At 63.4% G+C, this 20,235-nt stretch carries 22 protein-coding genes; 15 read left to right on the forward strand and 7 right to left on the reverse strand.

Annotation, left to right across the window (positions count from 1 at the left end; translation table 11 throughout):
• Positions 1 to 353: 353 nt before the first annotated feature.
• Entirely contained in the window at positions 354 to 1,160 is an 807-nt protein-coding gene (locus AC1D08_RS17650) for an alpha/beta hydrolase (protein ID WP_457154357.1), read from the forward strand.
• A 120-nt stretch (positions 1,161 to 1,280) separates the two neighbouring features.
• A complete protein-coding gene (locus AC1D08_RS17655; protein WP_457154358.1) occupies positions 1,281 to 2,834 on the forward strand; it encodes an acetolactate synthase large subunit in 1,554 nt (517 codons plus the stop codon).
• 22 nt (positions 2,835 to 2,856) lie between these two features.
• Here AC1D08_RS17655 and AC1D08_RS17660 read toward each other — a convergent pair whose 3' ends face one another.
• On the reverse strand, positions 2,857 to 3,159 hold the full coding sequence (locus AC1D08_RS17660; RefSeq protein ID WP_095084914.1) for a BolA family protein: 303 nt from the start codon (positions 3,157 to 3,159) through the stop codon (positions 2,857 to 2,859).
• A gap of 180 nt (positions 3,160 to 3,339) precedes the next feature.
• Between AC1D08_RS17660 and AC1D08_RS17665 the strand changes: the two genes are divergently transcribed.
• The 6 genes from AC1D08_RS17665 (at position 3,340) to AC1D08_RS17690 (ending at position 9,038) form a co-directional block, all read left to right on the forward strand.
• The gene (locus AC1D08_RS17665; protein ID WP_184876143.1) at positions 3,340 to 3,969 is read left to right on the forward strand and encodes a J domain-containing protein; all 630 of its coding nucleotides are present in this window, start codon (positions 3,340 to 3,342) and stop codon (positions 3,967 to 3,969) included.
• A 123-nt stretch (positions 3,970 to 4,092) separates the two neighbouring features.
• Entirely contained in the window at positions 4,093 to 5,079 is a 987-nt protein-coding gene (gene cobS, locus AC1D08_RS17670) for a cobaltochelatase subunit CobS (RefSeq protein ID WP_095084912.1), read from the forward strand.
• Positions 5,080 to 5,090: 11 nt separating this feature from the next.
• A complete protein-coding gene (gene cobT, locus AC1D08_RS17675) occupies positions 5,091 to 6,989 on the forward strand; it encodes a cobaltochelatase subunit CobT (protein ID WP_457152077.1) in 1,899 nt (632 codons plus the stop codon).
• Positions 6,986 to 8,014 (forward strand): esterase-like activity of phytase family protein, encoded by a 1,029-nt coding sequence (locus AC1D08_RS17680; RefSeq protein WP_457152076.1) that lies wholly within the window; start codon positions 6,986 to 6,988, stop codon positions 8,012 to 8,014. The genes cobT and AC1D08_RS17680 overlap by 4 nt, the downstream gene beginning before the upstream one ends.
• 173 nt (positions 8,015 to 8,187) lie before the next feature.
• Positions 8,188 to 8,556, forward strand: a complete 369-nt coding sequence (locus AC1D08_RS17685; RefSeq protein WP_457152079.1) for an ArsR/SmtB family transcription factor — start codon at positions 8,188 to 8,190, stop codon at positions 8,554 to 8,556.
• Positions 8,553 to 9,038 carry an SRPBCC family protein gene (locus AC1D08_RS17690; RefSeq protein ID WP_457152075.1) on the forward strand — a complete coding sequence of 162 codons (486 nt, stop codon included), beginning with the start codon at positions 8,553 to 8,555 and terminating at the stop codon, positions 9,036 to 9,038. The genes AC1D08_RS17685 and AC1D08_RS17690 overlap by 4 nt, the downstream gene beginning before the upstream one ends.
• A gap of 24 nt (positions 9,039 to 9,062) precedes the next feature.
• Here AC1D08_RS17690 and AC1D08_RS17695 read toward each other — a convergent pair whose 3' ends face one another.
• The 3 genes from AC1D08_RS17695 to rpmB all read right to left on the reverse strand — a co-directional run bounded on the left by AC1D08_RS17695 (position 9,063) and on the right by rpmB (position 10,898).
• Positions 9,063 to 9,743: a spermidine synthase gene (locus AC1D08_RS17695; RefSeq protein WP_457152074.1), complete on the reverse strand. Its 681-nt coding sequence runs from the start codon at positions 9,741 to 9,743 to the stop codon at positions 9,063 to 9,065.
• Between the two features lie 40 nt (positions 9,744 to 9,783).
• A complete protein-coding gene (locus AC1D08_RS17700; protein ID WP_095084906.1) occupies positions 9,784 to 10,464 on the reverse strand; it encodes a queuosine precursor transporter in 681 nt (226 codons plus the stop codon).
• A 137-nt stretch (positions 10,465 to 10,601) separates the two neighbouring features.
• The gene (rpmB, locus tag AC1D08_RS17705; RefSeq protein WP_091585249.1) at positions 10,602 to 10,898 is read right to left on the reverse strand and encodes a 50S ribosomal protein L28; all 297 of its coding nucleotides are present in this window, start codon (positions 10,896 to 10,898) and stop codon (positions 10,602 to 10,604) included.
• A 256-nt stretch (positions 10,899 to 11,154) separates the two neighbouring features.
• Between rpmB and AC1D08_RS17710 the strand changes: the two genes are divergently transcribed.
• Genes AC1D08_RS17710 through AC1D08_RS17720 form a run of 3 tightly spaced genes read left to right on the forward strand, consistent with a single transcriptional unit; the run spans position 11,155 to position 13,556 of the window.
• On the forward strand, positions 11,155 to 11,943 hold the full coding sequence (locus AC1D08_RS17710; protein WP_477423659.1) for a DUF3108 domain-containing protein: 789 nt from the start codon (positions 11,155 to 11,157) through the stop codon (positions 11,941 to 11,943).
• Positions 11,944 to 11,991: 48 nt separating this feature from the next.
• On the forward strand, positions 11,992 to 12,885 hold the full coding sequence (yddG, locus tag AC1D08_RS17715) for an aromatic amino acid exporter YddG (protein WP_457152072.1): 894 nt from the start codon (positions 11,992 to 11,994) through the stop codon (positions 12,883 to 12,885).
• Positions 12,882 to 13,556 carry a lysoplasmalogenase gene (locus AC1D08_RS17720; RefSeq protein ID WP_457152071.1) on the forward strand — a complete coding sequence of 225 codons (675 nt, stop codon included), beginning with the start codon at positions 12,882 to 12,884 and terminating at the stop codon, positions 13,554 to 13,556. Before yddG ends, AC1D08_RS17720 begins: the two co-directional genes overlap by 4 nt.
• Here the strand turns inward: AC1D08_RS17720 and AC1D08_RS17725 are convergent.
• Entirely contained in the window at positions 13,553 to 13,999 is a 447-nt protein-coding gene (locus tag AC1D08_RS17725) for a cupin domain-containing protein (protein WP_095084901.1), read from the reverse strand. The genes AC1D08_RS17720 and AC1D08_RS17725 overlap by 4 nt on opposite strands.
• Before the next feature lie 25 nt (positions 14,000 to 14,024).
• Positions 14,025 to 14,792 carry a hydroxyacylglutathione hydrolase gene (gloB, locus tag AC1D08_RS17730; RefSeq protein ID WP_457152070.1) on the reverse strand — a complete coding sequence of 256 codons (768 nt, stop codon included), beginning with the start codon at positions 14,790 to 14,792 and terminating at the stop codon, positions 14,025 to 14,027.
• Between the two features lie 161 nt (positions 14,793 to 14,953).
• Between gloB and AC1D08_RS17735 the strand changes: the two genes are divergently transcribed.
• From AC1D08_RS17735 to AC1D08_RS17745, 3 genes are all read left to right on the forward strand, one after another.
• The gene (locus AC1D08_RS17735; protein WP_457152069.1) at positions 14,954 to 15,742 is read left to right on the forward strand and encodes a class I SAM-dependent methyltransferase; all 789 of its coding nucleotides are present in this window, start codon (positions 14,954 to 14,956) and stop codon (positions 15,740 to 15,742) included.
• Between the two features lie 127 nt (positions 15,743 to 15,869).
• On the forward strand, positions 15,870 to 17,696 hold the full coding sequence (locus AC1D08_RS17740) for an ABC transporter ATP-binding protein/permease (RefSeq protein WP_457152068.1): 1,827 nt from the start codon (positions 15,870 to 15,872) through the stop codon (positions 17,694 to 17,696).
• An 87-nt stretch (positions 17,697 to 17,783) separates the two neighbouring features.
• Entirely contained in the window at positions 17,784 to 18,587 is an 804-nt protein-coding gene (locus tag AC1D08_RS17745; protein WP_477423661.1) for a DUF1194 domain-containing protein, read from the forward strand.
• 20 nt (positions 18,588 to 18,607) lie between these two features.
• On the opposite strand, the gene AC1D08_RS17750 is transcribed toward AC1D08_RS17745, so the two are convergent.
• Entirely contained in the window at positions 18,608 to 19,543 is a 936-nt protein-coding gene (locus tag AC1D08_RS17750) for a glycosyltransferase family 2 protein (RefSeq protein WP_457153177.1), read from the reverse strand.
• 365 nt (positions 19,544 to 19,908) lie between these two features.
• Here AC1D08_RS17750 and AC1D08_RS17755 point away from each other — a divergent pair, with 365 nt between their 5' ends.
• Entirely contained in the window at positions 19,909 to 20,235 is a 327-nt protein-coding gene (locus tag AC1D08_RS17755) for a DUF1330 domain-containing protein (protein WP_457153178.1), read from the forward strand.

The raw sequence follows: 20,235 nt of genomic DNA on the forward strand, positions 1-20,235 counted from the left end.
CATCTGGCATTGAAACCCGGGACACCACCCATGTGGCAAAAATGCTTGCCAAATACTTAGGTGGTGATGGCCAGATGAGACCGTCAAGGGGCAGATATTGATTTCGTGAGCTGAACTGCAAGACAGTGCATTTGATACGGCCTGATGCTGCGACATTTGCGACCCGATGCGAGTTCGGCAAAGCCGGTGGATCCGGCCCCTCTACAGCGGATGAGCCCCCAAAAACTCGAGTGCCGTTCGAGATTCGGATCGATGATAGCGCGCCGACCCAGACCACTCGGGTATTAACAATCCTTAACTGGACGCTCGCTGCGCCTGCGGGCACTGTTGGCCTACACGGTCGGGAGACCATGATGATCGATAGACGAAGCCTCATTCTGGCCTCCGTGGCGGCGATGCTGCCATTGGGAGCATCGGCCGCGCGGCGCCCGCGCCAACCCGCGCCAAAAACCTTCGACTACGGGCCGGCCAAGCTCGATATCTATGCGCCTGACGGTGCAACCGGCCTGCCGGTCGTCTTTTTCGTCCATGGGGGCACCTGGCAGTTCGGCAAACGCAGCCAGGTCAACGCCAAGCCGGCCTTCCTGCTGGCCAATGGGTTCTGCTTCGTCTCCATCGACTATCGCATGTTGCCCGAGGCCGACGTCGCCACCCAGGCCGGCGACGTCGAAAAGGCCTATGCCTATGTGCGCGCCAATATCGCGCAGCATGGCGGCGATCCCGATCGCATTGTCGGCATGGGCCACTCGGCCGGCTGCCATCTGATTGCGCTGACCGGTATGCGCGGTGGCCTGCCTGGCGTCGCGGCACTCATCCTCGACGATACCAGGGCCTATGATCTTGCAGCGCTTTCCAGCAATGGCGGCATGGTCCGGGCCTATGCCCGCGTCTTTTCCGACCCCACGCAATGGGCCGCGCTGTCGCCCGCCAGCTATGTCGACGGCCACAAGCATCCGCCGACCTTCATCGCCTATTCAAGCGCCGCGGGCCGTGGCGAGGCCTCGAAGGCCTTCGCCGCGCGCCTGCGGGCGACCGGCACCAAGGTCACTGTGTTCGACGGCAGTGCCTATACGCACATGTCGATCAATCGCGATTTCGGCGAGGATGGCGACGCGCTGACCGCCGCCGCGCTGGAATTTCTGAAATCGACCGTCAGCTGACCCCAACGCGGCACAGGCATCGGAGGGACTGGATCAGATCAAAAGTGCCGACGGGATATTGCTGCGCGGGCGTTTGCCGGTGCAACTGCTCTCTTCGATCGTCAAGCGGGAGAGAATTCCATGAACGGCGCCGATGTCCTGTGTGATGTGCTTCTGGCCAATGATGTGACGGTCTGCTTCGCCAACCCCGGCACATCCGAAATGCATTTCGTCGCAGCGCTCGACCGGAAACCTCAGATGCGTTGCGTGCTCGGCCTGTTCGAGGGCGTGGTGACCGGTGCCGCCGACGGCTATGCCCGGATGACCGATCGGCCGGCCGCGACGCTGCTGCATACCGGTCCGGGTTTGGCCAACGGCCTGGCCAACATGCACAATGCGCGGCGCGCGCTGAGCCCGATGATCAACATTGTCGGCGACCATGCAGCCTACCATCTGCCGCTCGATGCTCCGCTGACCAGCGATATCGAGAGCCTTGCCAAGCCGATGTCGAACTGGGTGCGCCGCATCGCCGGCCCAGACGATGTCGCGCCGGCGACCGAGGCCGCCTTCCGCGCCTCGCTGACGCCTCCCGGCGTAACCACCCTGATCCTGCCCGCGGATGCCGCCTGGAGCGAAGTTGGCGCGGCCTCAGTCGGCAAGGCGACGCTGGCGCCGCAGCCCGCCGTCGACATGGGCGCCGTGCGCACGGTCGCCGCGGCCATCCGTGCCGCTCCGGGTCGGGCCGGCATCATCGTTCGCGGACAGGCGGCAAGAGCCGATGCGCTTGCTGTCGCCGGGCAGATCTCGACGGGCAGCGATGTCCGTGTGTTCAGCGACGTGCTGATCGCCCGGATGCAGCGCGGGCGCGGGCGTGTCGCGCCGACGCGCATCCCCTATCCGATCGATGCGGCGACGGCACTGCTCAGGGATATCGATGTTCTGGTGCTGGTCGGCGCGCGGGAGCCGGTTGCCTTCTTCGCCTATCCGGGAAAGCCGGGGCGGCTTGTGCGGGAAGGCTGCCAGGTGCTGACGCTGGCCGCGCATGGCGAGGATCTCAATGCGGCTCTGGAAGCGCTCCGCGACGAACTCGGCGTCAAGCCGTCGCAACAGACGGTGTTCGCAACCGCCTTTCCCGACGAGGCGACGCCGAGCGGCCAACTCACGGAGGATGCGATCGCGCTGTCGGTGGCGCGCAAGCTGCCGGCCGATGCGATCGTCTGCGACGAGGCGGTGACCTCGGCACGGCGTTTCTTCGCGCTGTCGGCCTTTGCCGCTCCGCACGATTACATGATGACCACAGGCGGATCGATCGGTGGAGGCATTCCGCTTGCAACCGGGGCGGCGATCGCCTGTCCCGACCGCAAGGTGATCAATCTGGAGGCTGACGGCAGCGGAATGTACACGGTGCAGGGGCTGTGGACGCAGGCCAGGGAAAATCTCGACGTGGTGACGATCGTCTTTTCCAACCGGACCTATGCGATCCTGCATGGCGAGATGCGCAATGTCGGCGTCGGCGCGATCGGCGAGAACGCCAGGCGCATGCTCGACCTCGACCAGCCGTCGCTGGACTGGGTTTGCCTGGCGAAAGGCATGGGCGTGGAGGCGGCCCGCGCCGATACCTGCGAGCGGTTCGACGCGCTGCTGGAGAGCGCCTTGTCGCGGCGCGGACCGTTCCTCATCGAAGCGGTGCTCTGAGCACAGCGAAGGCGGAACCGGCCTACCAGCGGGTCTTTTCGCCGGGAGCCGCCGGTTCGATCGCCAGCGCATGCACGCCGGCCTTCAGTTCGTCGGCAAGCAATTCGTTGACGGCGCGGTGGCGGTCGATGCGGCTCATGCCAGCAAAGGCCGAAGAGACGACGCGGACGCGAAAATGCGTCTCGCCGGTGCCGTCATAGGCGCCGTGATGGTCGGAGCCGTGATGGTGATGGCCGGCATGGAGATGGCTTTCGTTGATGATGACCAGCCGGTCCGGCGAAAAGGCCTTGTTGAGCTTGTCTTCCATGGTTGCCTGTATGGACATCGCCGTCTCCCTTCACCACATATGGCTGGCGCAGCAGCCGGCAAAACCAAAATCGGGCTCGCAAAGGCCGCTGCCGCGCAACAAAATCCGCCATTCGCCTGCTTTATGCCGCGATTCAGCGGTTAGGGCGATCATCGCGAAAATGTCAATTCTTGTTTCGCATTTGCGAACGCCCCATAAATGGGTGAGATGAAGCCGTATCCCAAATATTTCGAGAAGATTCGCATCCGCCCTGAGAAGGATGCGGAGCTGAAGTCGCACTCGCCGATCTGCCAGTGGGACGGCTGCAAGGAAGCGGGCACCCATCGTGCGCCGGTCGGGCGCATGAAGGAGGGCGAGTATTTCCGCTTCTGCTTCGACCATGTGCGCGAGTACAACAAGGGCTTCAACTATTTCTCCGGTGTGCCGGACACCGAGGTCGCGCGCTTCCAGAAGGAAGCCATGACCGGCCACCGGCCGACCTGGAAGATGGGCGTCAACGGCGCCTCGACGCGTTCGTCGCCGGATGTGGCCCAGATGCGCTCCGGCCGCGCCGGCTACTATAATCGCATGCGCGACCCGTTCGACCTGTTCAAGGGGCCAAAGGATCCGCGCGAGGCGCGCGAGCGCAAGGCCAAGCCGCTTGAGGCCAAGGCGCTGGAAACGCTTGGCCTTGATACAAAGGCGACTGGCAAGGAGATCAAGGCGCGCTATAAGGAACTGGTGAAGCGTCACCATCCGGATGCGAATGGTGGCGACCGAGGTTCGGAAGACCGGTTCCGCGATGTGCTGCAGGCCTATCGCGTGCTCAAACAGGCGGGCCTGTGCTGAGCGACCATACGATTCGTGTCGTTTTCCAACTTTCATAAGGTTGGAAAAGGCTCTAAGACCGCCCCCGGACAAAATCGATTGCCGGCGAAATCAGGCTTTTCGCCCGTGGAGACGTTGAGAGATATGAACAAGGTCGATCGCGACATCGCCAACCTACCCGACACGACGGTGTCGGTGAAGGAGAAATTCGGGTTCGAGTCCAAGATGGTGGTGCCGGCCTATTCGGTGACCAGCGAGCATGTACCCGACATCGATCCGGACTATCTGTTCGACAAGAACACGACGATGGCGATCCTTGCAGGCTTTGCCTACAACCGCCGCGTCATGGTGTCGGGCTATCACGGCACCGGCAAGTCGACCCATATCGAGCAGGTCGCCGCCCGCCTCAACTGGCCTTGCGTGCGCGTCAACCTCGACAGCCATGTCAGCCGTATCGATCTCGTCGGCAAGGACGCGATCGTCGTCAAGGACGGGCTGCAGATCACCGAGTTCCGCGACGGCATCCTGCCCTGGGCCTACCAGCACAATGTCGCGCTCTGCTTCGACGAGTATGATGCCGGCCGTCCGGACGTGATGTTCGTCATCCAGCGCGTGCTGGAATCGTCGGGCCGGCTGACGCTGCTCGACCAGAGCCGGGTCATCCGTCCGCATCCGGCCTTCCGGCTGTTCTCGACCGCCAACACAGTGGGCCTGGGCGACACCACCGGCCTCTATCACGGCACCCAGCAGATCAACCAGGCGCAGATGGACCGCTGGTCGATCGTCACCACGCTGAACTATCTGCCGCACGACAATGAAGTGAACATCGTGCTGGCCAAGGCCAAGCATTATCGCGACGGCAAGGGCAAGGACATCGTCAACAAGATGGTGCGAGTCGCCGACATGACGCGCTCGGCCTTCATCAATGGCGATCTGTCGACCGTGATGAGCCCACGTACGGTCATCACCTGGGCCGAGAATGCCGAGATCTTCGGCAATATCGGCATGGCGTTCCGGCTGACCTTCCTCAACAAGTGCGACGAGCTGGAGCGTTCGGTGGTAGCCGAGTTCTACCAGCGCGCCTTCGGCGAGGATTTGCCGGAATCAGCTGCCAATGTGGTGCTGGGCTAAGCAGAGTCTCGATGGCGGGTCCGGGCGACAATACGCGCAACAAGTCGAAGACGGGGTCTGAAGCCGACAGCTTCAAGCGTGCCGTCACCGTCTGCATGCGCGCCATCGCCGGCGACAAGGAGCTTGAAGTCGGCTTTGCCAAGGATAGGCCGGCACTTGCCGGCAGCCGCGCCCGGCTGCCCGAACTGCCGAAGAAGGCGTCGAAGGCCGACATCGCCATCACGCGAGGCCTCGGCGATTCCATGGCGCTGAAGCGCGCCTGCCATGACGTGCGCATCCACACCAAGCTCGCGCCAGAGGGCAAACAGGCCCGCGCCGTCTACGACGCGGTCGAGCAGGCCCGCGTCGAGGCGATCGGCAGCCGCGCCATGCAAGGCGTCGCCGACAATATCGGCTCGATGCTGGAGGACAAATACGCCAAGGCCAATCTCGTCGACGTCAAGGACAAGGCCGACGCGCCGATCGAGGAAGCACTGGCGCTGATGGTGCGCGAGAAGCTGACCGGCCGTCCGATCCCGAAGAGCGGCGAGCGCCTGGTCGAGCTGTGGCGGCCCTGGGTCGAGGAAAAGGCCAGCGCCGATCTCGACGGTCTCTCGGCCAAGCTCGACGATCAGCAGGCATTCGCCCGCGTCGTGCGCGAGATGCTTGCCTCCATGGAAATGGCCGAGGAACTCGGCGACGACCAAGAGACCGAAGACTCCGAGGACAATGACGACAACCAGCCGCAAGGCGAGGAACAGAGCGAGGAGGGCGGCGAAGAGGATTCCGGCTCCGAGCAGTCACAGTCCGAGGATGCCGAGGCGTCCGCCGATGACGAGCAATCGGCCGAGACCGAAGCCTCCGACGCTACCGCCGACGACCTGTCCGACGATGACGATGCGGATGCCGAGACGCCCGGCGAGGCACGCCGCAACGACAATCCCTTCACCAATCTGCCGAAGGAAATCGACTACAAGGTCTTCACCACCGCTTTCGACGAGACGGTCGGCGCCGAGGAGCTTTGCGAAGAGGAAGAGCTCGACCGGCTGCGCGCCTTCCTCGACAAGCAGCTTGCCAATCTGTCCGGCGTCGTCGGGCGGCTGGCCAACCGGCTGCAGCGGCGGCTCATGGCGCAGCAGAACCGGTCGTGGGATTTCGACCTGGAAGAAGGCTACCTCGACCCGGCGCGCCTGGTGCGCGTCGTCATCGACCCGATGCAGCCATTGTCCTTCAAGCAGGAACGCGACACCAAGTTCCGCGACACGGTGGTGACGCTGGTGCTCGACAATTCCGGCTCGATGCGCGGCCGGCCGATCACGGTCGCCGCCACCTGCGCCGACATCCTGGCGCGCACGCTGGAACGCTGCGGCGTCTCGGTCGAGATCCTCGGCTTTACCACCCGAGCCTGGAAAGGCGGCCAGGCGCGCGAGAAATGGCTGAAGGACGGCAAGCCGCCGAACCCCGGCCGGCTCAACGATTTGCGCCACATCATCTACAAATCCGCCGATCATCCGTGGCGGCGGGCACGGAGCAATCTCGGCCTGATGATGCGTGAGGGCCTGCTCAAGGAAAACATCGACGGCGAGGCGCTGCTGTGGGCGCACAACCGGCTGATCGCGCGGCCTGAACAGCGCAAGATCCTGATGATGATCTCGGACGGCGCGCCGGTCGACGATTCGACGCTGTCGGTCAATCCGGGCAATTATCTCGAGCGCCATCTGCGCGCCGTCATCGAACTGATCGAGACGCGCTCGCCTGTGGAGTTGCTGGCCATCGGCATCGGCCATGACGTCACCCGCTATTACAGGCGCGCCGTGACGATCGTCGACGCCGAGGAGCTGGCCGGCGCCATGACCGAGCAACTGGCCTCGCTGTTCGCCGAGGAAAGCGCGCGCGACACGCGGCGCGGCGGCATGCGGCGCGCCGGATGATCTTTTCGCGCGGCGGCTTCCAGCAGACGCTTTTCGCCGCCATCGCACTATTTGCCGGCGCGGCTCCAGTGCTGGCCGGTTCGCCCGACTCGACCTCAGTTGAATCGGTCGAAATCTCGGCTCGCCCGATCACCGAATTCCAAATCGGCCGCGCCGACAAACAGTTTGGCCCATTCGAATTCGTCGGCGGCCTGGAAATGACCTCGCCGACACGCGATTTCGGGGCACTGTCGGCCTTCCGCTTTCTCAAAGGCGGCAGCGATTTCATCGGCGTCGCCGACACTGGCTTCTGGTTCTTCGGAACGGTGGTCCGCGACGCCGACAAGCGGCCGTCCGGCATCCAGAATTTCCATATCCAGCAGATGGTCGACGAAGCGGGGCGGGCGATCGACGAGAAGTGGGAGGTCGACGCCGAAGGCCTCGCCGTCAAGGACGGCATCGCCACTGTCGGCTTCGAGCGCAGCCACCATGTCGCCCAGTTTAAGATCGACCCCAACGATATGAAGGCGCCGTTCAAGCAGCTGGATTTTCTGGTGCCGGCCCGGGAACTGCGCCAGAACCGCGGTTTCGAGACCGTCACCCACGCCAATGCCAACGGCCAGCATGAGGGCGGGCTGGTGGTGGTCTCCGAAAAGAGCCTCGACAAGGCCGGCAACATCTATGCCGCCATCATCGAAGGGCCGCACAAGGGCGTGTTTACCGTCAAGCGCAACGGCGACTTCGACATCACCGACGGCGCCTTCCTGCCGGATGGTGACCTGCTGTTGCTGGAGCGCAGCTTCTCGATGGCCCGCGGCGTCAAGATGCGGCTGCGGCGCATTTATGGCGAAAGCGTCGAGAAGGGCGCCGTCGCCGACGGGCCGGTGCTGCTGGAGGCCGACATGGGCTACCAGATCGACAATATGGAAGGGCTCGACGTCTGGACCCGCGACGACGGCGCGCTGATGGTGTCGCTGGTCTCCGACGACAACCACTCGATCCTGCAGCGCAATCTCTATCTGGAATTTATTCTCCATCAGGATTGAGCAACGCCTCACAAGCTGACAGTCGCCATTAATTTTCGATGACGCGACTGACCTGCTCCGCATTTTCCCTACCAAGTCATTGACATTGAACGGTTTTCTAGCCGCTCGGTCGCGCCTCAAAATACTTTAGTCGAGACTTGACAATTGATGACGCCGCCGCAATACTCAAGTCCATGCTTAACTATTCCGAGATCGACAGCATCTTGCGGGCTCTGGTCGAGCCCACCCGCCGCCAGATCCTGGAAAAATTGAGCCGCGGACCAGCCACCGTCAGCCAGCTGGCGGAGCCGTTCGGCATGACGTTCGCCGCCGTGCTGCAACATCTGCAGGTGCTGGAAGCCTGCGGGCTGATCCGCAGCGAAAAGATCGGACGGGTACGCACCTGCCGGATCGAACCGGGCGGGCTTGCCCCGCTCGCCGACTGGATTGCTGAACGCCGCATACCGGCGGAACGTCAGCTCGACCGACTTGGCCAGATCCTGGCCGACACAGATCAATCGCCCCCGAAAGTTCAAGATCAGGAAAAGGACGAACAGACATGAACCAAATCGCCCCCGTGAAAGACGAGCATTCCGTCATCCACTCCACGTTCACCATCGAGAGGACCTATCCGCAATCGCCGCCCCAAGTCTTCCATGCCTTCGCCGACAAGGCGACTGTGCGGCGCTGGCGGATCGATGGCGATGGTTTTGCCATCGCCGAATTTAGCTTCGACTTCCGCGTCGGCGGTGGCGAGGTGTCGCGATTCAGCTATGCCGGCGGTCCGGAGATCAGGCTCGACGCGCAGTTCCAGGACATCGTTGTCGATCAGCGCATCGTGTTCTCCTACAGGATGGCGATCGGGCCCCAGCCAATGTCGGCATCCCTCACCACCGTCGAGCTGACCCCCTCGGGCAGTGGCACGCGGCTGACCTATACCGAGCAGGGCGCGTTTTTCGACGGTGTCGATTCCGCGAAAGGGCGGGAAGAGGGGACACGCGGGCTGTTGGAAGCCCTTGCCGCGGAACTCCAGAAGTCGAGGTAGACCGGACCGCGGCCCGGCTCTCGCTCAGGATCGTGGGCCGTTGGCGGCCATCCAGATGACATGGCGCGCGCCGCGCTTGCCGTTGGCGCGCGTGTTGATCTCCTCGACCGCAAAGCCAGCCTGCTTCAGGCGCCGCGTGAAGCCGCCGTCGGGGCCTTGCGACCACACCGCCAGGACACCGCCCGGCTTGAGGGCGGTGCGCGCGGCTCCCAGCCCCTGCAGGCTGTAAAGCGCGTCGTTGGACTTGTGGACGATGCCTTGCGGGCCGTTGTCGACATCGAGCAGGATGGCGTCCCAGGCTGCCGGCTCGGACCGTATCAACTGGCCGACGTTGGTTTCCTCGACCGTGACGCGCGGATCGTCAAGGCAGCCGCCAAACACCTCGGCCATTTGGCCGCGTGCCCAGGCGACGACCGTCGGCACCAGCTCCGCAACGACGATGCTGGCATCATTGCCGAGTTCGGCGAGGGCGGCGCGCAAGGTAAAACCCATGCCGAGCCCGCCGATCAGCATTCTCGGCCGCCGATGGTCGGCAATCCTTTGGCAAGACAGTTTTGCCAGCGCTTGCTCGGAGCCGCTGAGGCGGCTGTTCATCAGCTCATTGGTGCCGAGCATGATCGAGAATTCGGAACCGCGCCGCTTGAGGCGAAGTTCTTGTTGGCCGTCTGGTGTCTTTGCCGAATCGAGCTGGACCCAGGGGATCACGGGCTTTCTTTCTGTTTGGCGTGATCTTATCCGAAACGGCCTAGACCGCGACAGCCGGCTGGCTCCAGCGGGCGGCGAGCAGCCGGTAGGGGATGAGCGCCACAATGGCGATGATCAGCTTCACACTGAGGTCGCCGAGCGCCCAGGAGATCCAGCGCATAGCGTCGACATGGAACACACCCATCAGCGGTGCGGTTTCGAGCGCGAAACTGTCGTTGGGACCAGCAAAGGCGAAAGCGGCAGAGAAAGCGACGGTAAAGAACACGGCGGTGTCGAACACCGAGCCGACCAGCGTGCCGACGATCGGCGCCCGCCACCAGCTTTGCCGGCGCAGCCGGTTGAACACGGTGACGTCAAGCAATTGCGCGCAGAGGAACGCAGCACCTGACGCCGCGGCGATGCGCACCAGCCGGTCGGCCGCGGTCTCGAATTCGATCAGGCCGTGGCGGAACAGGAAGGGCGGGACGAGGATCGAGCAGATGACGGCAGTCATGAAGCCGACAAAGACGATCCTGCGCGCCACGGCAGGCCCGTAGCGGCGGTTGGCGAGATCGGTGACCAGGAACGAGAAGGGATAGGTGAAGGCGCCCCAGGTCAAAAGGTCGGCCAGCGACAGGCCGCCGATCTGCCCTTGCATCGGGAACTGCACGAGAATGTTCGATGCCACGACGACAAGCGCCATGGCGGCCACGAAGGGCAGGTATCGCGAGAAGGAACTCATTTTTTTATCCTGGGTAATGGAACCAGCGGAGCGTTATTCCGAAACCGAATCACGCTCGCTTTGTTTGAGCATCGGAAGCCACTTTGAAAGGCTTGGATCCGATGCCCAAGGCGGTCGTCCCCCGCCTTTAAACGATGTTAGGCAGCAGGCTGATCGGCAAGCTTCTTGGCGATCTGCTTCTTCAACAGACGCGCGCGCTGCGACAGTTCCTTGACGTCGGCCTTGGCCAGGAAGGCATCCAGACCGCCGCGATGTTCGACCGAACGCAGGGCGTTGGCGGAAATGCGCAGGCGCACGTTCTGGTTCAGCGCTTCCGAGATCAGCGTCACATTGACGAGGTTCGGCAGGAAGCGACGCTTGGTCTTGTTGTTGGCGTGGCTCACATTGTTGCCGGACATGACTGCCTTGGCAGTGAGTTCGCAGGTGCGGGACATAGTTCTAACCTTCAGTTCTCGGGTCTGCCAAACCTTTATGCCCACGCCGGGTGGCGCGCGGTTCTGGTCAGGCGGCCTTATGGAAAAAGTTGGCGTTCCATAGTTGCATTTCACCGGTGCGTCAAGCTCCGGCATGCCCACGGACGCGCCCGGCATTTCATATTAAGGCCGGAATTCATCCTATAAGCGGTCTGACAGGGACATGCCAGCCCGGAGTTGCCCGCCTCCGGCCAAGAATCAAGGACCCGATGCCGCCATGCTTCGTTCCTCTCACGCCCTTGCTGCCATGCTCGCCATCGCCTTGCCGTCCGCCGCCACAGCTGCCTCGCCGCAGTCGTTTAAGGGCGAGTACATCGTGTCATTTTTTGGTCTTTCGATAGCGAAATCAACGTTTTCCAGCCACTATGAGAACGGCGCCTACGCGATCGAAGGCAGCGTCAGAGCTGCCGGTCTCGCCAAGCTGTTCGACGATACCCATGGCACGGTCTCGTCCAAAGGCACGATCTCGGGCAAGAAGATGGTGCCGCAGGCGTTTCGTGCCGATTACACCTCCGGCAAGAAGGCATCGGTGGTCGATATCCGCTTTGCCAATGGCACGGTCACCTCGACGCAGGTCATCCCGGCGCCGGACAAGCGCGATCCCAAGAGCTGGGTGCCGATTGGCACCGGCGACCTGGCATCGGTGCTCGATCCGATGGCCGCCACGGTCATCCACGCCGACAGCCTAGACCAGGTCTGCGGCCGCACGGTGAAATTCTATGATGGCGAGATGCGCGCCGACCTGACGCTGACCTACGCGTCGAAAGGCACGATCTCGGTGCCCGGTTACAAGGGCGATACCATCACCTGCCGGATGGGCTTCGACCCGGTGGCGGGCTACCGCAAGGGCCGCAAGGCGCTCAACTACCTGAAGGACCGCAGCCGCATGATGGTGACGTTTGCGCCGCTCGGCCAAACCGGCGTATATGCGCCGATCCACGCCACGGTCGGAACGCAGATCGGCACCTTGACCATCAGCGCCAGGCGTTTCGAAGCGGTACAATAGGTCAGGCGCGCCACTGAGGACAGAATGGGGCGCACCACTGGAGACAGAATGGGGCGCGCTACACTCATCGGTTTTTCGGCGGTCGCCATGTGGGCGCTGCTGGCGCTGCTTACGGATGCCTCCGGCCAAGTGCCGCCGTTCCTGTTGTCGGCAATCACGTTTTCGATCGGCACCGGGGTCGGGCTTGTCGCGCGGCTGGTCATGCCGGCCCCCGACAAGAGCCAGAAGATACCGCCGCAGGTTTGGCTGATCGGCATTGCCGGCCTGTTCGGCTACCACTTCTTCTACTTCACCGCGCTGCGCAATGCGCCGGCGGTGGAGGCGAGCCTGATCGCCTATCTGTGGCCGCTGCTGATCGTGCTTGGCTCGGCGCTGATGCCGGGCGAGCGCCTGGCCTGGAACCATGTCGTCGGCGCGCTGCTCGGCCTTGCCGGCACCGTGCTGATCGTCACCAAAGGGGGCGGCCTCGCCTTCGATGCCCGCTACGCCTTCGGCTATGCCATGGCCGCCGTCTGTGCGGTGCTGTGGTCGTCCTATTCGCTTCTGTCGCGGCGCTTCCCGTCGGTGCCGACCAGCATCGTCACCTGGTTCTGCGCCGCCACCGCGGTGCTGTCGCTCGGTTGCCACCTGGCGCTGGAACAAACCGTGCTGCCGAACGGTGCCGGCCAGTGGCTGGCCGTGCTCGGGCTCGGCCTGATGCCGGTCGGCGCGGCCTTCTACGCCTGGGATATCGGCGTCAAGCGCGGCAACATCCAGGTGCTCGGCGCGGCAAGCTATGCGGCGTCGCTGTTGTCGACGCTGGTGCTGATCGCGGCCGGCGTCGCCGAGCCGTCGCTGCGCATCCTCGCCGCCTGCGTGCTCATCACCGGCGGGGCGGCGCTGGCGGCAAAATCGCTGTTTCTGCGGAAGCCGGTCGTGACCGAAAGCGGAGCCAAGGCATGACGATGCCGTTTGCAGGCGGCATCGACGCCAATGCGAATGCTACGTTGATCTTTTCGCTGGTGGCGGCGGTGATCTACGCCTTCATATCAGGCATGCCGCCGACGCTCGCCCGCTCGGCGGCAAAGACACTCGCCGTGGCGATGCTTGCCGTGCTGGCGGCGCTGCAAGGCGGCCCGCTGCTGCTGGTCATCGCCCTTGCGCTCAGCGCCGCTGGCGATGCCTTCCTGTCGCGCGACGGCGAAAGGGCCTTTCTCGGCGGGTTGGCCAGTTTTCTCGTCGCCCACATCGTCTATGTCGCGCTGTTCCTGCGCAGTGGGGGCGGCCTGGAGTTGCTTGGCGCCGAGTCGTGGCGCGGGGCGATCGCGCTGGCGATGGCGGTGTTCGCGATCGTCATGCTGGCGGCGCTCTGGCGGCGTGTCGGTCCGGGCTTGCGCGTTCCGATCATCGTCTATATCGCGGCCATCCTCGCCATGGGCGTTTCGGCGCTGACGACAGGCAGCGTCTCGATTGTCGGCGGCGCGCTGCTGTTCATGGCATCGGACGGGCTGCTCGCCACGGAAAAATTCCTGGTGGCCGCCATATCGCCACACCGCGTCTGGATGCGTTTGGCCGTCTGGGGTCTCTACTACGCCGCCCAACTGGCGATCACCCTAGGATTCCTGCTGAGCTAGGGGTTCTTGCTGAGTTGGGGTTGTTTCGGCTGCCAGCCGGGCTCGGCCAGCTCGAAGGTGGCGAACTCAAAGCCCGGTGCGACGGTGCAGCCGACCAGGGTCCATTCGCCCAGGCTGCGCGCCGATTGCCACCAGCCTGCCGGCACGACGATCTGCGGCCGCTCGCCCGCCGCCAGGTCGATGCCGAGCACCTGCTCGAACACGGCGCCATCTTCCTCACTCATCGACAACGCCAGCGGGGCGCCGGCGTGGAAATGCCAGACCTCGGTGGCGTCCTTGACCCGGTGCCAGGCCGAAACCTGGTGCTGCTCCAAAAGGAAATAGATCGCGGTCGAATGGCCGCGCGCGCCGCCGGCGCCGTCGCGAAAGGTCTCCGCATACCAGCCGCCCTCCGGATGCGGCTTCAGACCGAGGATCGCGATGATTTCGGCTGCGCTGGTCATGGGTTCCAGACCATCCTGTCTTTGTTTAGAAATTATCCTTGCGCTTGCGGATTTCTGCGAACACCTCGGCGTCCGAAGCTTTCTCCTGCCCAAGATGCTTGCGGATCGCTGGGTCGTGCCAGCGCAGGAACGGATTGGTCGACAGTTCCTCGCCGATCGTCGTCGGCAGCGTCGGCTTGTTTTCGGCCCGCAACGCCTCGATCTTGGCGGCACGCTCCTTCAAGGCCGAATTGGTCGGGTCGACGGTCAGCGCGAAACGCGCGTTGGAGAGCGTGTATTCATGGCCGCAATAGATGACGGTCGCGGCGGGCAGCGCTGCAAGCTTTTTCAGCGACTCGTACATCACCGGCGGCTTGCATTCGAACAGCCGCCCGCAACCCAGCGCAAACAACGTGTCGGCGGTGAACGCCACCTTCGATGCCGGCAAGTGATAGGAGACGTGGCCGGCGGTGTGGCCAGGCGTGGCGATCACCTCGATCCGTTCATCGCCGAGATGAACGACGGAACCTTCTTCGACGGTTTCGTCGATGCCGGGAATCTTCGCCTTTTCCGCTTCCGGGCCGATGATGCGCAGCTTGAAGCGCTCCTTCAGCGCCAGATTGGCCTCGACATGATCGACATGGTGATGCGTGGTCAGGATCATCGTCGGCGTCCAGCCGGTGCGCTTGAGCGCGGCCAGGATCGGCGCTTCCTCGGGTGCATCGATGATCGCGGTCTGGCCGCTTTTGGGGTCATGCACCAGCACGCCGAAATTGTCGCTGCGGCACATGAACTGTTCGATTTCGACCGGCATCGCATCTCTCCATTGTCGCCGCAGACATAGGGCGCCAAGGCGCCGATGTCATCCCGGAATGTCGAATGACATCCCAGGGAGATGACAAGTGTCACTCGGGAATGTCGACCTCGTCGAGGCCTTTTGTTGAAACCCGCCGATATCACGGCTACATCCCTCGCATGCATTCCGACATCGTCGATCTTCGCTCCTTCTATTCGACAACGCTCGGCCGGTTCGCCGAGCGCTCGATCACCATGGCGCTGTCGTCGATCTGGGCAGCCGTGCCCAATGAACGGCTGGTCGGCCTCGGCTACACCTTGCCGTGGCTGGAGCGCTTCGGCGCCGATGCCGAGCGGGTCTTCGCCTTCATGCCGGCAACGCAAGGCGCCGTGGTGTGGCCGGCGACGGGGCCGACGGCGACGGCATTGGTCTTCGACGAGGAGCTGCCGCTGGTCGATTCCTGCATCGACCGCATGCTGCTCGTCCATTCGCTCGAACATGTCGAAAATCCGCGCGAAACGCTGAACGAGATCTGGCGGGTGCTGTCGCCGGCTGGCCGCGTCGTCATCGTCGTGCCCAACCGGCGCGGCGTCTGGGCGCGCTTCGAGCACACGCCGTTCGGCAATGGCCGGCCTTTCTCGCGCGGCCAGCTTACCGAACTGCTGCGCGAGACGAATTTCACGCCGGCCGCCTGGTCCGATGCGCTGTTCTTCCCGCCATCGCGGCGTCGCTTCATGATGCGCTTCCAGAACGTGCTGGAACGCGCCGGCCGGCGGCTGTGGCCGATCTTTTCCGGCGTCATCGTCGTCGAGGCGCAGAAGCGGCTCTATCAAGGCGTTCCGGTCGCCCAGCGCGCCTCGCGTCGCGTCTTCGTGCCGGTGCTGTCGCCGCATGGCGCCACGCGGCTCGGCCGTCAGAAGGAGGCCGGGGATGCCAAGCCATCGGCTGCGGGGGTGACGGCTTCGTGATCGCGACAAGAACGCCAGGGGCCTTGTCCCACCCTATCTGTCGCAAGGGGGCTCGCAGCCCATCTGAACGACGGATGCGATCAAGTCTCTCCATCCGGTTTCAGCACTGAACGCAAGGACCTCAGCCATGGCTGATCAACTGGACAATGCAGCCACCGTTCAGCCGGCTGCCGTGGCGGTCGAAGCCAGCAGCCTGGGCGATCAGGTGGCGACGATCAGGCAAGCGCTGACGGGATCGCCGGTTCGCGGCTGGTTGCTCTGGACATCGGTCGGCATCATGGCCGTCATCATCGCAACGTCGATCGGCCAGGTCCTGCTCAACCGCTGGAACCAGCCTTTCTACGATGCGCTTGCGCGCCGCGACATGGCGGCCTTCCTGCACCAGCTTCTCGTCTTTGCGGCAATCGCCGGCGGACTTCTGGTGCTCAACATCGGCCAGACCTGGCTCAACCAGATGATCAGGCTGAAGCTGCGCGAGGCGCTGACGCTGGATCTGATCGACCAGTGGATGCGGCCGGCGCGGGCCTTCCGTCTGGCCAATGCCGGCGCCATCGGCGTCAATCCCGACCAGCGCATGCAGCAGGACGCCGCGCATCTGTCGGACCTGTCGACCGACCTCGGCGTCGGCTTGCTGCAGTCGTGTATCCTGCTCGTATCCTTCGTCGGCGTGTTGTGGGAACTGTCCTCGGGCTTCGTGTTTCATGTTGGCGGCACCGCGCTGGCCATACCGGGCTACATGGTCTGGGCCGCCATCCTCTATGCCGGCACCGCCTCCTGGCTGAGCTGGCTGGTCGGGCGACCGCTGATCCGCCTCAACAGCGACCGCTACACACGCGAAGCCGAGCTTCGCTCGTCGATGGTGCGCGTCAACGAGAATGTCGATGCCATCGCGCTGTACCATGGCGAGGCCGACGCCAGGCGACGGCTCGGACTCGACCTCGGTACGGTCCTGGGCGCCATGCGCCGCATCTACACCGCCCAGATCAACCTGTCCTGGGTGACCGACACCTATGGCTGGATCACCGTCGTGGCACCCATCCTGGTCGCCTCGCCGGTCTATTTCTCCGGCGATATCAGCTTTGGCGGGCTGATGATGGCGGTCGGCGCCTTCAACCAGGTTCACTCTTCGTTGCGCTGGTTCATCAACAATATCGGCAGCATCGCCGACTGGCGCGCCACGTTGATGCGCGTCGCCGACTTCCGCATCGCGCTCAATGAGACCGATGTGCTGCACGACAAGGAAAGGCGCATTGCCTTCGGCGAGAACGCCAATGGCAGCCTGACTTTCGAGAAGCTCGAAGTGGCCTCGCGGGACGGCTGCACCAAGCTTGCCGACGAGCATGTCGAAATCCGTCCCGGCGAGCGCGTCATGATCACCGGCGACCCCGGCGCCGGCAAGACGTTGTTCTTCCGCGCCATTGCCGGCCTGTGGCCATGGGGGAGTGGGCGGATCGGCCTGCCTGCGGGAGAAAACCCCATATTCGTGCCGCGCGTGCCGTATTTCCCGACCGGTACGCTGCGCGAGGTCCTCGATCACCCGAACGGACCTGCGCCGGCGAGCGACGCCGACATTTCGGCGGTGCTTGCCGAAGTCGGGCTTGGACGGCTGTCATCCTCACTCGACCGCAGCGCGCGCTGGGAGCATGAGCTGGGCGATGACGAACAGCGTTCGCTGGCCTTCGCCAGGCTCGCCTTGCGGCAGCCGAAATGGGTGATCATCGACGAAGCCCTGGACGCGTTCGACGGGCCCTCGCTGCGGCGCGTGCTTTCGACATTGGATAAGCGCTTGCCCGAGACGGCGATCCTCAACATCGGACGCGGGCTGCACAACAATCAGTTCTTTCCCCGCGCGTTGACGATCGTCAAGGATACCGGTGCGCAGGCGCTGAAACCTGTCCGCGTCAGGGCCGGTGCGATCGACCCGCCGCCGGCGGCCGCCCGCCGCAAGAAATAGGCTGTTTTCCCCGGTTACGGGCTCCAAGCTTTATTTTGCCGCGATCGCGAAGGAAGATTTCGCGAAGAAACAACTCTGGCGTCGGCCATGCTTGATGCTTTACGCCTGCTTGCCTGTCTTGCCTGTGCCCAGGCTACTCCGACCGCCCCGCCGCCGGATGCGCTGGCGGTCGATGTCGAGCTGGTGCTGGCGGTCGACATTTCGCTGTCGATGGACGAGAAGGAGTTTGCCCTGCAGCGCGCCGGTTATGTCGAGGCGCTGCGGCATCCCGATTTCATCCAGGCTGTCCGCGCCGGCAAGACGGGCCGCATCGCGCTCGCCTATTTCGAATGGGCCGGCACGGTGCGCGACGATGCGATCATCGACTGGCAAATCATCGACAGCGCCGAGAGCGCCAACAGCTTTGCCGACAAGGTCGCGGCCCGGCCGTTCCGCAGCTTCCGCGGCACTTCGATTTCCACTGCACTGGCTTTCGGCACCGAGATTTTCGATCGCACTTCTTTCGAGGGCGAACGCAGCGTCATCGATATATCAGGCGATGGTCCCAACAATATCGGGCCGCCGGTCACCGCGACGCGCGATGCGGCAACTGCCAAAGGCATCGTCATCAACGGCCTGCCGATTCTGATCAATCCGTCACCAACCTTCAGCCATCTCGACCAGTACTATGCGCAGTGCGTGACCGGAGGGCCTGGTTCCTTTGTGCTGCCGATTTACGCTGCCGCCGAATTTTCTACGGCCATCCGGCGCAAGCTGGTCCTCGAAGTGAGCGGCATTCAAGATGGGACGAGGGACATCCCCGTCGACACTGCTGCGCCTGTCGACTGCTTGAAAGGCGAGCGGGACAGACGGTTTTATTCGGACCCGTATTTTCCGGAGCTCGACCGATAGCTTCGTCGTAGTGACAGCAGTCAGGCCGGACGGGCGTCGAACTTCTGCCGAAACTCGTGGTGAAGGTCGCGACGCCAGCGCCGGCCATAGACATAGCCATTGATCAGTTCGGGCAGCGAGTAGCCGAGATCTTTCGACGAGCGGTTGGCCATGTAGCCCGAGAAGGCTTCCGGAATCCGGCACTTCAGAATATCGGAAATGATCTGCCGCGTGATCATGTAGGGCGGGATATGCGGGTAGGAGCGGGCAATATTCGGGTGTTTGCGCATCAGATTCGCATAGGCTTCGACATAGCCGTCGCGACGTCGCGAAATCGAATTCTCCGAATTGTGCTTCGTCCAGTCGATGTCCTGAGACAATTGCGCGCCAAAGCGCCGGGCAAGCCGCAGCAGCAATTCCCGATCCTGCATCCTGGCGATGTCGCTGTCATAGCCGCCGATGGCCAGCAACGCCTCGCGGCGGGCTGTTATCGCCGATCCCGCGATCAAGATTGTCTCCGCGACCAGCGTTCGTTCCAGCGTGGCAGAGTTTAGGAATGCATCGCGATTGATGCAATCGGTGGCGCGTCCGCCCTTCAGGGAGACATAAGAGCTGATCAGCACTTCGAGCGCCGGATTGGCATCGAACCAGGTCAGGGTCCGTTCGAGCCTGTGCGGCAGATAGACGTCGTCGGAATCGAGGAACGTCACGACGGGTGCCTGCGCGCGCTCGATGCCTGCATTGCGGGCGGCATTGGCGCCTCGCCATTTCGCGCCGACATAGATCAGTCGCGGATCACGAATGCTGGCCAGTGCCGCCGCGGTTCCGTCCGTCGAGCCATCGTCGACGACAATATGCTCGAACCTCGGCATGCTCTGGGAAATTACACTTTCCACGGCGCGCAATACCGCCTCGCGCCTGTTGTGAGTCGGCGTGATGACCGTGATGAGAGGAGCGTGCTCTGTCTTCCGGGTCATACTGCGTCAGCCATTTCCAGCGTAAAAAATACGCTTCCTGCCAGGTCTTTCGATCTTCAGGACGGTCAAATGGATCGGCCTTCCATATCCCCCGTATTGGCCACGACGCTACAAAAAACAGACGTACCTGTCACCCCACCGGGATGCTGCTCAATGCGCGTGAAACGACGAATTCCACTATCTAGCGCTTCAACTGCAACACCATTGCCGCGCCCTATGCTTGCGAATCGCCCTTGCGATGAATGACGCGTCTATAATCTGGATGCATTCCACTACGTCAGACGTAATCGCATCGCGGCAGGTGTTTGGGCAGATTGCCGTCGCGAGGCCGGCTGCTCGGCTTCGGTTCCAGAGGGAGTACTGTCATGACTGCTTACGCCGTTGCCCATATGCGCCAAGCCCGGATGGGTCCGCAGATCGTCGAATATCTGCAGAAGATCGATGCCACGCTGGCCCCTTTCGGCGGTCGTTTTCTGGTCCATGGCGGCGAGGTCGAGGTCATCGAAAACGATTGGCAGGGCCACCTGATCATCATCGAATTTCCCGACAGGCAACACGTGCGCGGATGGTACAACTCGGCCGCCTATCAGGCGATACTGACGTTGCGGACCGACAACTCGGAAGCCGACGTGATCTTCGTTGATGGCGTTGAGCATCCGCATAAGGCCACGGATGTCCTTGACCAGGCGTGA

The sequence above is a fragment of the Mesorhizobium sp. P2_E6 genome, assembly GCF_056403835.1.